General features: G+C 64.5%; 8 protein-coding genes. 6 read left to right on the top strand and 2 right to left on the bottom strand.

Annotated features, from left to right (window positions below; all coding sequences use genetic code 11):
- The first annotated feature begins 57 nt into the window (after positions 1–57).
- From KI794_RS01715 to KI794_RS01695, 5 genes are read left to right on the top strand one after another with little or no spacing between them, the layout of a single operon-like run.
- Positions 58–864: an ABC transporter substrate-binding protein gene (locus tag KI794_RS01715; RefSeq protein ID WP_255808893.1), complete on the top strand. Its 807-nt coding sequence runs from the start codon at positions 58–60 to the stop codon at positions 862–864.
- Positions 861–1,913, top strand: a complete 1,053-nt coding sequence (locus KI794_RS01710) for a FecCD family ABC transporter permease (RefSeq protein ID WP_255808891.1) — start codon at positions 861–863, stop codon at positions 1,911–1,913. The genes KI794_RS01715 and KI794_RS01710 overlap by 4 nt, the downstream gene beginning before the upstream one ends.
- The gene (locus KI794_RS01705; protein WP_255808889.1) at positions 1,910–2,785 is read left to right on the top strand and encodes an ABC transporter ATP-binding protein; all 876 of its coding nucleotides are present in this window, start codon (positions 1,910–1,912) and stop codon (positions 2,783–2,785) included. The genes KI794_RS01710 and KI794_RS01705 overlap by 4 nt, the downstream gene beginning before the upstream one ends.
- Positions 2,782–3,774: a 2-phospho-L-lactate transferase gene (cofD, locus tag KI794_RS01700; RefSeq protein WP_255808887.1), complete on the top strand. Its 993-nt coding sequence runs from the start codon at positions 2,782–2,784 to the stop codon at positions 3,772–3,774. Before KI794_RS01705 ends, cofD begins: the two co-directional genes overlap by 4 nt.
- 12 nt (positions 3,775–3,786) lie before the next feature.
- A complete protein-coding gene (locus KI794_RS01695) occupies positions 3,787–4,629 on the top strand; it encodes an IclR family transcriptional regulator (protein ID WP_185985911.1) in 843 nt (280 codons plus the stop codon).
- Positions 4,630–4,841: 212 nt separating this feature from the next.
- Here KI794_RS01695 and KI794_RS01690 read toward each other — a convergent pair whose 3' ends face one another.
- On the bottom strand, positions 4,842–5,909 hold the full coding sequence (locus KI794_RS01690) for an ABC transporter ATP-binding protein (RefSeq protein ID WP_119281666.1): 1,068 nt from the start codon (positions 5,907–5,909) through the stop codon (positions 4,842–4,844).
- Positions 5,910–6,087: 178 nt separating this feature from the next.
- Complete coding sequence (locus KI794_RS01685; protein WP_255808881.1) at positions 6,088–10,686, bottom strand: ExeM/NucH family extracellular endonuclease; 4,599 nt, start codon at positions 10,684–10,686, stop codon at positions 6,088–6,090.
- A 391-nt stretch (positions 10,687–11,077) separates the two neighbouring features.
- Between KI794_RS01685 and KI794_RS01680 the strand changes: the two genes are divergently transcribed.
- Positions 11,078–12,268 carry an ROK family transcriptional regulator gene (locus KI794_RS01680; protein ID WP_255808880.1) on the top strand — a complete coding sequence of 397 codons (1,191 nt, stop codon included), beginning with the start codon at positions 11,078–11,080 and terminating at the stop codon, positions 12,266–12,268.
- Positions 12,269–12,277: the final 9 nt, after the last annotated feature.

The following is a 12,277-nucleotide window of genomic DNA, read 5'->3' as shown; positions in this document are numbered from 1 at the left end:
GCTTCCGCCATAGACAACTGCGGGTTCACTGTTGAACTCGACGTCCCGCCTGAGCGCGTGGTCACCGTGAAATCAACGCCGCTCGAACTGCTGCTGGCCCTCGGTCAGTCAAGCCGCATCGTTGGCTCTGCGATGCTTGATGGTCCCGTGCCGCAGGGCCTCGCACCAGCAGAGTGGGAACCGAATGTGCTGGCAGACCAGCTTCCCAGCCGTGAGGTACTCCTTGCCGCAGAGCCCGACTTTGTGTTCGCTGGCTGGGAGTCGAACCTCGGCCAGGACGGGCTGGGTACTCGAACGGAGCTCCTGGGTCTCGGCATCAACACCTACGTTGCTCCACCCGCCTGCGTGTTTGGCAGCGAGAGCTCCGATCCGCTCGAGTTCGATGACGTATTCGACATGATCTCGGAGGTCGGGGCGATGTTCGATGCAAGCAACGAAGCAGAGTCAATCATCAGTGATCAGCGCAGCAGGCTGAAAGCTATTCCAAAGAACGACGGCGCACTATCCGCCCTCTGGTTTAGCTCTGGCGAGGACGTGCCGTTCGTCGGCGGTGGCACTGGAACTCCCAGCATGATCATGCGGGCAGCAGGTCTCACGAATGTTGCAGAGTCGGAAGCGCAAAGCTGGTTCAGCATGCCCTGGGAGAGCTTTGTCGCAAGCGATCCCGATGTCATCGTGCTGGTAGACGCGCCATGGAACTCCGCGGAGAAGAAGCGTGCGTTGCTCGAAGGTCACCCAGCAGCCAGCTCGATGCGCGCAGTGAAAGACGAGCGCTTTATCGTTGTCGACTTCGCAACCACGGAGGCCGGCGTGCGAAACATCGACGCCGTCGAGTCAATCGCAAACGCAGCGGCCTCACAGTGACAAGCGAGCAGGTGCGTCAACGCGGGCAGGCAGCTCCACCGCGGGCAACGTCCGCAAGGTCACGCTTCACCGTTGCCGCCGCCCTGTTGCTCGCAGCGCTCCTTGCCTCGCTCTTTCTTGCCGCTTCCGTCGGAGCAGTCCCTATCCCCTGGCAAACGCTTGCCTCGGCGCTGAGCACTGATCCCACCTCTTGGAGCACCCAAGAAGTCATCCTGACGCAAGTCAGGCTTCCGCGCGTACTCACAGCGGCATGTGTTGGCGCGGGGCTCGCAGTCTCTGGTGTTGCATTACAAACGGTGCTTCGCAACCCGCTCGCTGAGCCCTACCTACTCGGCGTATCCTCGGGAGCCTCGCTTGGAGCGGTCTCAGTCATTTTGCTTGGGCTTACACTCGCGCTCCCATTTGCCGCCTTCGTGGGCGGAGCACTCGCGCTCGCCGCCACTCTCTTCCTCAGCGGTAGTCAACGCCGATCATCGTCGGAAAGAGTGATTCTTGCCGGAGTGGCCACCACGGCACTGTTCAGCGCATGCACTTCTTTCATCATTTTCCAATCCCCAGACAGCGACAGCTACCGCCAGGTACTGCACTGGCTACTCGGGTCACTTGGCGGCTCAAACTGGAGCACCGTTTTGATCGCGGCCGTCACGCTAGCAGTCTTCGGGTCGGCGTTGGCGACCTCATCCCGTTTGCTCGGAGTGTTCAAGCTCAGTGACAACGACATCGAGTCGCTAGGAATCAATGTGCGGGTCTCACGGGCGTGGGTTCTCTCCCTCGCGGCGCTTGTCGCGGCAGGAATGGTCTCGGTCTCTGGCGCGATCGGCTTTGTCGGCCTTATCGTTCCTCACCTTGCTCGACCGTTTGCCTCTGGGAGCGTCACGAGGCACCTCGTGGCCTCTGCGCTCATTGGCGCGCTGCTTCTCACGTGGGCTGACACGCTCTCACGCATCGCGGCGCAACCACAAGAGCTTCCGGTCGGGATCACCACTTCCGTGCTCGGCGCTATCGCGTTTGGAGTCATCATGTTTCGGCAGCAGAAAGGACACTCATGACCCTTCACACGCTCCCCTTCTCAGCAAGCCGCGGGCACGACTTTAAGCTCTCCGTTCCCGCACTCGATTTCCGCCCTGGCGAGATCTTTGGGCTCCTCGGCCCGAACGGCGCCGGGAAAAGCACACTGCTCCACAGCCTCGCAGGGCACCTTCCGGAGTCTCGTCGGGCCGTCTCGTGGGATGGTGTTTCTCGGGCCAAGCTCGGGCAACGCGAGTGGGCAAGGCGCGTTGCGTTCGTCGCGCAGGATTCCACTGCCCCTTCGGATCTTTCGATTCGGCAGTTCGTACAGCTTGGCCGCGTCCCGTTTACCGGCTGGCTCCGCCCGACCACCCGAACGGACAGGTATGTCGTCGATCACGCGCTTGAACAATGCGGGCTCGACTCCATCCAGCACACATCGATCGACAGACTCTCCGGCGGCCAGCATCAACGGGCGAAGATTGCTCGTGCGCTCGCGCAGGAACCACGCGCCCTCCTCCTTGACGAGCCGACGAACCACCTCGACCTTGCAGCCATCCGCGACACAGTCGAGCTTCTTCGCACTCTTGCGAGCACCAGCGTTGCACTCATCGTCAGCCTGCACGACCTCGACCTTGCCTCGGTGTTCACCGACCGTGCCGCCATTGTGAACTGCGGCAGCGTTGTCGCGGCGGGGCCAACGGCAAGTGTGGTCACGCCCGCGATGATTCAAAATCATTGGGGCGTGGACATGATCCACACCAGTGACGGCAGTAGAAGCCGCTACCTCCTTCGACACGACTTCCCACCTCGCACTTCGCAGGCCACAGAGGCTGCACAACTCGCGGGGACCCGCGACGATCCACCGGCTGCCTTGCGGGCACCAATCGAACCCTTGGAGGCACTGACATGACCCGAAATATTACGTTCCTTAGCGGAGGCGTTGGGGGCGCCAGGTTCGCCAGAGCGCTCCATTCGTGGAATGAAGCTTCCGGTCGTCCGTTCAATTGCACGGCGATTGTGAATGTGGGCGACGATTTCACTCACATGGGCCTGCGCATCTCTCCCGACCTAGACTCGGTGGCATATCACCTTGCTGACATGGGAGACAAGGGGCGCGGGTGGGGAAGGGCCGACGATTCAACCCGAACCTTGACCGAGATATCACGCGTTCTTCCGGAGGAGGGCTGGTTCCAGCTCGGTGACTTAGATATCGCCCACAATCTCATGCGCACGCAGCTCCTCGAAAACGGCCATTCGCTCAGCGAGGCGACCCGCCTCCTAAATTCTCGCTACGGCGTCAGCTTCACAGTACTTCCAGCAACGGATGACCCCTCGCCAACAATCGTCGAGCACGCTGCTTCAGCTCCCATGGGGTTTCAAGAGTGGTGGGTGCGGAACCAGGCGAATCCCTCACCAACCGCGTTCGCATTTCCCCACGCTACGGATTCAAAGCCCGCGCCTGGCGTGCTCGAATCACTTGCCACTGCCGACATCATCGTGATCGCCCCCTCCAACCCAGTCGTCTCAATCGATCCGATTCTTGCAATACCCGGCATTCGCGCGGCTATCGCCGAGGCCGCGGCGCCGGTGATAGGACTCTCACCGGTTATCGGTGGCCGCCCGGTCCGGGGATGGCTCGACCGCTGCCTTGCCGTCGTTGGCGTCGAATGCGCCTCACCTGCAGTCGCGGCGCGGTACGGTGACCGCTCCACCGGCGGATTGCTCGACGCTTGGCTTGCAGACCCCCTTGACGAGAACCTGCCAAACACGTTTGCTGGGCTCATTACACATGTGCCGCTTCTCTTCAGCCAGGACGAAGCCGACAACCGCATCATTGACGCGCTCATGGAGTCCGTGACGACGCTCACAAACGCCTCCAAAAGTGGACTATCGGTTTGATATAGTGCGATTGTGACCTCAACAACGAGCCCCGACACCGCAGAAGACACAGGCAAAGGCCGCGACGGACTTCTCAATAGATCCATGCGCGTGCTCCGAGTAATCTCGACTTTTCCGCAAGGGATCGGGCTCAGCGAACTCACTCGCCTGTCAGGCGTGCCTAAGGCAACTTGCTTCCGCATCATCACCACGCTGGAAGAAGAAGGCATGTTGGTGACGGATGATGAAACGAAGAAGACGCGCATTTCGGTCGGCTCGCTATCAGTCATCGGCGGTCTACTCACGGAGACAGGCACGCTCCGGGCGATCCGCGAGATCTTGACCAATCTGTCGAACGCTTCAGGGGAGACGACAGGGTTCGACATGCTGCAGGACAACGACATCGTGGTCCTGCTGCAGAACGTGGGCCCCTCTCTTATTGGCCAGACCCTCAAGTCAACGCCGCGAGTGCAACCTCCGTGGCTCACCTCCACTGGCAAGTCTTTGTTGTCATATCGCGACCCCGAAGTAGTGCGCGAGCTTCTCGAACCGAGCTACCCGAAGGAGAATCCTTCGACGCTTGAGATGTTCATCGACACCCTCGAGCCAGCCCGTACCCACGGTTACGCCTGGCTTTATGGAGCCCTAGAACGAGACGCCGCCTCCGTAGCGGCACCCGTCCTCATTGGTGATTTGCCCCGTTTTGCGATTTGGATTGGTGGGCCCACCTACCGCATCACCCCGGACACGGTTCGCAGGCTGGGGCAGCTCGCAATTGAAGCTGCCGCCCAAACCGCCAAGCTCCTCACCGCTTCCGCGCAGCTCCAGCCCTCAACTCCCGCGGATGCTTTCACCAGCCAGCGGGTCATCTTCTAGCCCAAAGCTGGTGACGGCGAGTTCACGCCCTCGCCAATTCCCCAGCCCACCCCAGCCAAAGAGCAGGTTTCTCGCGAGAATGCCCGAAACCTACCGCTGGAAACGGGGTCTTGTGCAGGAACGCTACTCTTTCGCGGCGGCGAGGCGGAGTGCGGCGGCGAGGCGGGGCGGGCAGCACAGGGAGCAAGCACAACGCCCGCGCCCCGCCCCGATTAGATACGGTTGCCAGTTGCGGTGTCGAACACGTGCAGGTGCGCGGGGTTCGGCACGAGGGTGACGGTCTCGCCTGCCTGCGGGTGATTGCGGCCGTCAACTCGAGCGACGATCTGGGTGCCCTCTCCCCCGGTCGTGTGACCGTAGAGGTAGCCGTCAGCGCCAAGCTCTTCGACGAGATCGATCTGCACGGTGAGGCCAGCCTCGCCCGGGGCAGCGAGCACGAGGTCTTCAGGGCGGATGCCGACTGTGACAGCGTTCGACGTCGCGCCGCCAGCGGGCACCGGCACCGTGAGCGAGCCGAAGACTGCACCCTCGGCGGTGAGCGTCGTCGGGAAGAGGTTCATCGCGGGCGAGCCGATGAAGCCCGCAACGAAGACGTTGACTGGAGTTTCGTAGAGCTCACTCGGGGTGCCGACCTGCTGCAGCAGGCCGTCCTTGAGCACGGCGATACGGTCACCCATGGTGAGCGCCTCGGTCTGGTCGTGGGTCACGTAGACGGTGGTGACCCCAAGGCGACGCTGAAGCGATGCAATCTGGGTACGGGTCTGCACGCGGAGCTTTGCGTCGAGGTTCGACAGCGGCTCGTCCATGAGGAACACGCGGGGCTGGCGCACGATCGCACGGCCCATCGCGACGCGCTGGCGCTGGCCACCGGAGAGCGCCTTCGGCTTGCGGTCGAGGTAGTCTTCGAGGTCGAGGAGCTTCGCGGCCTCGAGCACGCGCTCGGCCCGCTCTTCCTTCGAGACGCCAGCAATCTTCAGGGCGAAGCCCATGTTGTCGGCGACTGTCATGTGCGGGTAGAGCGCGTAGTTCTGGAAGACCATCGCGATGTCGCGATCCTTCGGGGCGACGTCAGTGACGTCTGAATCACCGATGAGGATTCGGCCCTCGTTCACCTCTTCGAGGCCGGCGAGCATGCGCAGCGTTGTCGACTTGCCGCAGCCGGAGGGACCGACGAGCACGAGAAATTCGCCGTCTTCGATGTCGAGGCTGAGCTTGTCAACCGACGGGCGGTCTGTGCCCGGGTAGACGCGAGTAATGCCTTCAAACGTGACTGATGCCATTGTTTTCCTCCACCGGCAGGTACGTGCCGGACGATCCGTAGTGGAATGACGGCAGAATCCTCCGCCGCTGCCCATCATTGGGCAAGGACAGGCTAACACAGGCAAACGCCCGCCCCACCTGCATTTGGCGGGGCGGGCGTTTGGGCGCTGCACACTGCCGTGCGCGAGCCTTCAGGGGCTACTGCGCGGCGTGCTGCTTCCGGCGGGCGGCGACCAGCAGGCCACCGCCGAGCGCGAGGAGCAGCACCGTCGCGCCGCCGATCCAGCCGAGCTCCTGACCGGTGTTCGACAGGCCACCGCCCGTCGAACCGCCGCCAGTGCCTGACCCGGGGGTGCCTGGCTTCTCGCCGCCGGGACCACCGGTGCCAGGGGTCTCAGTACCCGGGTTCTCGGTGCCGGGCTCTTCCGTGCCGGGGTTCTCGGTGTCACCACCGGCGACCGCGATCGGGATCGAGACACGGGTCGCCCCGTCGCTCGTCGCGATCTCGATCGTCTGGTTCCCCTTCAGGCCGGCCGGAACAGCGAAGGTGAGCGTGGCGCTTCCAGCCTTGTCCCACGCGTCGGTGACCGTCGGGTCGACCGGCGCGGTCGCGACCTGCTTCCCGTCGATCTCAGCTGAGACAGACCCTGCCGGGACTTCGCCGCCCGAGAACGCGAGCGAGGTGAGCGAGACGGTGACCTCGTCGCCGGCGGTGTACTCGCCGGTGCTCGAGGCTGCAACGCTCACGCGCGCCGAGAGCTGCGCAGCGGCCGCGGCCGCTGGCGGCGGGCTCAGCTGCACGCCGACCGCGCGCTTGCCGAGATCCGGCGTCGCCTCCTTGTTGATTGCGAACCACTCGACCATCGACTGCAGGTCGCTACGGCCAGTGTCCTTCACGTCGGTACCCTTGCGGAACGACACGAAGTTGTCACCGCCGCCCGCAAGGAACGCGTTCGCTGCGACCGTGTACGTCGCACCGAGGTCGAGCGGCCCACCGTCGAGCGTGATCGAGGTGACGTGCGCGCCGCGCTCGCCCTCCGGGTCGTACGTGTAGCTCAGCCCCTCGGAGAGGCCGAGCTTCAGGAACGGCCGCGCCGATCCCTCTGGCTGCCACTGCTCTTCGAGGATGTCTTTCACCTGCTGGCCCGTGAGCTTCAGCGTCACGAGCGTGTTCGCGAACGGTTGCACCGTCGCGGCCTCGCGGTACGTGACGTTGCCGTCTGGGTCGTTCTCACCTGTCGACGCGTAGCTCAGGTTCGCGCGGATCCCGCCCGGGTTCATGAGCGCGATGTCGGCGTCGGTCGACCACTTGTGCACGTCAGCGACAAAGTTGCCGATCGTCGACTCGCCACCGCGGTTCTCGGTCTTGCCGTCGCTCTGGCGCGCGCGGTTGAAGTCGGCAGTGATACTGCCGACCGAGACGCCGCCGAGCACGTCGGCCTCGGCCTTCGCAGCGTCGACGATCGCCTGCACCTCGGGGTCGGCCGCGTACTGCGGCTTCCCGTCGACGACGAGAGGCTTGATCTCGTTCGTGATCGAGATGAGCTCCTTCGACTCGCGGTCGACCTTGAGGTTCATGAGCCCAAGGTTCTCACCGTACTGGCCAGCCGAGACGACCGGGCGGCCATCAATGACGTGGTTGTAGGCAAGGTGGGTGTGCGCGGAGACGATCGCGTCGACGTCGTCGCCGACACCGTTCACGATCTTGCCGAGCTGCGACTCTGGCGTGATGCTCGCGAGGTCGGCGGTCGCGGCCCCCTCGTGTACGAGCAGGATCACGACATCGGCCTCACCGTTCGCGGCGTTGCCGTCGCGCAGCGCGGCAGCCGCCTGGTTCACGGAGTCTGCGACGCTGCGCACCTCGAGGTCTTTAATGCCCTCGGGCGACACGAGCGTGTCGAGATCCTCAGTGACGGCGCCGACGAAGCCAACGTTCACGCCGTCGACCTCCTTGACCCACGACGGCGCGAGCGCGGGCTCGCCCGTCTCGGTAACGAACACATTCGCAGAGATGTACTCCCAGTCGGCGCGATCCTGTACGCGACCCTTGAGGTCTTCCCAGCCCTCGTCGAACTCGTGGTTACCCGCGGCGCTCACGTCGAGCCCGGCGAGGTTGAGTGCGTCGATCGTCGGCTCGTCCTGCTGAATGAAGGACGTGAAGGTGGAGGCACCGATGAGGTCGCCTGCACCAGCGAAGATGAAGTTCGGGTTCTGCCGCTCGAACTCCTTGACGGCGCCTGCGATCACCGCGGCCCCAGCTGCCTTCCCGTCGGCCTCAATGCGGCCGTGGAAGTCGTTGATCGTTGCGATATCAATACTCACCGGCTGCGGCGTCGTGGTGATGCCCACGATGATCGGGTCGTGGTCGCTCGCGCGGTACGGCGTGCCTGCCTCGGCGGCGCCGAAGCCGTAGCCCCGGTCACCCCACTCGGCCGAGTTCGCCGCCCAGATCCCTGCCCCACCGAGCGAGTCGGAAAGTGATGGCGACGCCAAGACGTGATCGAGCGAACCGAGCTCGCCGTTGAATGAGTAGCTGTACTGGCCTGCGGCGAGCGCCGGCACAGTATCAATCCACCCCTGCGAGGTGAACTCGAATACCGGGTCCTCCTGGCCGTAGGCGTTGAAGTCACCGACGAGCAGCATGTCTGCGCTGCCCGTCGACTTCTCGAGTTCCTTCGTGAACGCGAGGAGCGACTTCGCCTGCTTCACGCGGTCGGCGTTGAAGTGCCCCTGGCCGTCGGCGGGCTCGGGCTCCTTGCCCGACTTCGACTTGAAGTGGTTCGAGACGACTGTGACCGTGCGTCCGTCGAAGTCGAATGCCTGCGCGATGGGCTCTCGCGCATTGCCCCAGACGCTCTCATCGACGATCGTCTGAGCGTCGCCCTTCGGGGTGACCGCGTTCTTCTTGTAGATGATCGCGTTCGTGATGAAGTCGGTTGTGGCGGCGTTGTGCAGCGACTTCGGGGTCGGCACGTAGTCCCACGTCTTTTCGCCGGTTGCGGCGTTCAGCCCGTCGACGAGATCCTTCAGAGCGGTGTCGGCGGGCTCCCCGAACTTCACCGAATTCTCGATCTCCATGAGCCCGACGACGTCGGCGTCGAGGCTGTTGATCGCCGAGACGATCTTCGATTTCTGCGTCTCGAACTGCTTCGCCGTCGTCGCGCCACGCGCGTCCTTGTTTTCGCTCTTCAGTGTGGTGAAGTAGTTGTAGACGTTGAACGCTGCGACGCGCGCGTCGCCTGAGACCTTCGGCGCTTCGGGGCGCGTGTTCTTTGACTCAAACGTCACCTTCTGCGCCGCAGGCGAGGTGCTGTCGAGCGGGGTAACTGGCTGGAGCCGCCACTCGTCGAAGCCGTACTGCAGTACAAAGCTCAGGTCGGCGAACTCGACGGTGTCGCCGTTGCGCACGACAGTGTCGGCGGTGAAGTACGGCTGTCCTCCTGGGTGGGCGTTGTTCGTGGTCTGGATCGAGTAGCCGTCGTCGAGCAGGATCCGACTCGCGCGATTCGCCGCGGCGATCGCGTCGGCCTCAGCGCCCGGCCGCGAGGTCTCCGTGCTCTTCACCTGCATCTCGCCGGGGTTCAGCCAGAGCGTGCCGTAGTTGAAGAGCTGATGGCTCGACGCGACGAAGTAGTCTCCAGTCGGCCGGACGAGCATGTTCTCGTAGGCCTCGCGGTCTGCCCCGACCACTGTGGCGGGCAGCGGTGTGGGCTCGGGGAGACCGGCGTCCTGCTGCTTCAGGGCGACTCCCGCCGAGTTTGCCGGCGCGATCTGAGTCTGCCCGTAGTACTCGCTGACAGCACCCGTGACCGAGACGAGATCGCCGATCTCACCGGGCACGTCCTTGCCGCCCAGGTAGACGAAGATGCCGTCGGATGCGGTGCGCGGCTCGGTGGCCGCGCCGCCCGAGCCCGCGGTCTGGATCACGATGCCGGCGTAGCCGCCTGTGCGGTGGTCGGCGGTAATGACACCCTCGACGGTGACGGTCTGACCGACAAGCGGCGACGCGTCACCGGTGCCCTGCACCTCTGCGATCGTGCGAGTGGTGGTTCCCGGATCCGTGCCGGGGTCGGGGTCAGTTCCAGGGTCAGGGTCCGTGCCGGGATCAGGCGCGGTCGCCCCCGCCGCATTTGTCGGCGTGATGTCGCCTGAGAGGGAGAAGTCGGCGGCGTTGTTGTCGGTGTCGGCGGCGCCGCTGCGGTTGAGTGACTTCACGTCGGTGTTGCCTGAGGGCGCGGTGGCCGCAGCGCCCTCAAACGTGTTGGAGGTCCCGTAGCCGAGCAGGTCGATCACTCCCGCGGCCCCTGCCGCTTGCCCTGCGGGGATGGTGACTGGCGTAGTGCCCTCGACAAGGGCAATCGTGCCTGCGCTGCCGCTCGGGTTGAAGCTCGAGGACACGTCTGGTGCGGGAAGCTCGCCGCCTGCTTCGCCGTTCGAACCGCCGGCGACAAGGAAGTGCCCGCCCGCAGGGATCGTGCCGGTGAGTGGTGTGACGCCGCCGAACGCTGCCGTTCCACCCGCCGGTCGGTACTGTAGCGAGGTGCCGTCAAGGGTGATTGCCTCGCCGGTCGGGTTGAAGAGCTCCACGAATTTCTTCGTGAACGCCGCGTCGCGGCTTCCGCCCGACAGGTAGGCTTCGCTGATCACCACCCCTGAACCGTCTGGCGCGGCGAACGCGGGCGCGGTTCCCGTGATCCCCATTCCGAGCGCGATGGCTGCGGTGAGACCCAGCGCCGTCGCTCGTTCTCTCCGCCGGAAGAAAGCTTCTCCCGTTCGACTCTGTGAGTCTTGCTTCATGCGTACTGCACTCCTCGATTGTGTGTGGCGTGTGGCATTGGCAGGGCACACGTCAGTTACCCCTGACTGTGCCCTTCTCGCAGCCTAGGCAGCGCCAAATGCGGCCCGCCAGACCCGTTACCCAAAAGTCATGTGACGGCAACATTGCTCGCACGGACTCGACTCGGGGGCCGCACACGCCGCGGGCGGACAGCGCACACGCCAGTCCACACGCCAGGACGCTCGCGGCCATCACCAAAGTTGTCTATACATGCTGGCCAGCCGGGCCCCGGGGTAACTTCCTGTTCACTTGGCCAAAAACGCGTGCCGCGGGCGCCGCTCGCGTTGTGGCGTCAAAAAAACTTTGCCGCTTGACTTGCGTTTATTTAGTTCATTAGCTTTACTAACCAATATGAAGCACGTAACGACGCGTCCCGCGGGCGCCACTGCATGGGCGATGAACCCACGCCGGGCCCGCGATCTCAGGGTTGCGGCGAAGGCAACCCCTGGAGACACGAAGCTCCACAACCGCACGCTCGTGCTGCAGACGCTCTACATCTCTGGCCCGCTCAGCCGCGCAGACATCGCTCGAACGACCCAGCTCACCAAGGTCACGATCTCGGGCCTCGTCGCCGAGCTCATAGGTGAAGGCCTCATCGAGGAGCTCGGTCAGCAGGAGTCCCACAGGCCAGGAAAGCCAGCGATCCTTGTCGACCTCGCTCGCAGCTCCCACGCGATCGTCGCGCTCGACCTCTCAGACGACAAGTTGCTCCGCGGCGCCGTTATCGACCTTGCAGGACGCACGCTCGCGCGCGTCGAGGCGCCGCGATTCGACTCGGCCGGCAACGCAGTCACCGGCGACGCAGCCTGCGAACTCGTCGTAGACCTCGCCCTCACCCTGCGAGACGCGAGCGAAATCCCTATCCTCGGTCTCGGCGTCGGCACCCCGGGCGTTGTCGACGACGACGGGGTTGTGCGCGTGGCGCCCAACTTCGACTGGGAAGGCCTCCCCCTCAAGCGCATCCTCATGGAGCGCACCGGGCTGGCGACCTCGATCGGCAACGACGCAAACGTTGCCGCGCTCGCCGAGTACAGCTTCGGCGACACGAGTGAAGACTTCGCCCTCGTACGAATCGGCTACGGCGTCGGCGCTGGCATCATGCTCGGTGGCCGCAGCGTGCCTGGCAGCAAGTTCGCCTCAGGTGAGATCGGCCAGGTCATGGTCGGCACCGACCTCGGCATTGACGCACCCTACGCACGCGAGCAGGTGCTCGAGCACTGGCTCTCAGTTCCAACGCTCTCCCGCGCGCTCGCCGAAGCGGGGCCCGAAGGCCGCGAGGCTGTGCTCCGCGAAGCCGGCAACCGGCTCGGCGTCGCGCTCGCCCCAGTCATCGGCATGCTCAACCTCGCCGAGATCGTCCTCTCGGGTCCGCCCGAGCTCGTCGGCGGCACCCTCGCCGACGCCGCATTCGAGATCCTCACCCGCCGCACCATGCCCGATTCGCACGACACGCTCGTGATCCGGGCGAGTAGCCAAGGTGAGGACCTGATCCTGCGCGGCGCGGCAGCCATCGTGCTGCGCGAACGCCTCGGCGTGAGCTAGCCCCGACGC

This window comes from Leucobacter aridicollis, from assembly GCF_024399335.1.
Classification (GTDB): Bacteria; Actinomycetota; Actinomycetes; order Actinomycetales; family Microbacteriaceae; genus Leucobacter; species Leucobacter aridicollis_A.
Note: the sequence above shows the minus strand (reverse complement) of the source record. Positions and strands in the feature narration are given on the sequence as shown.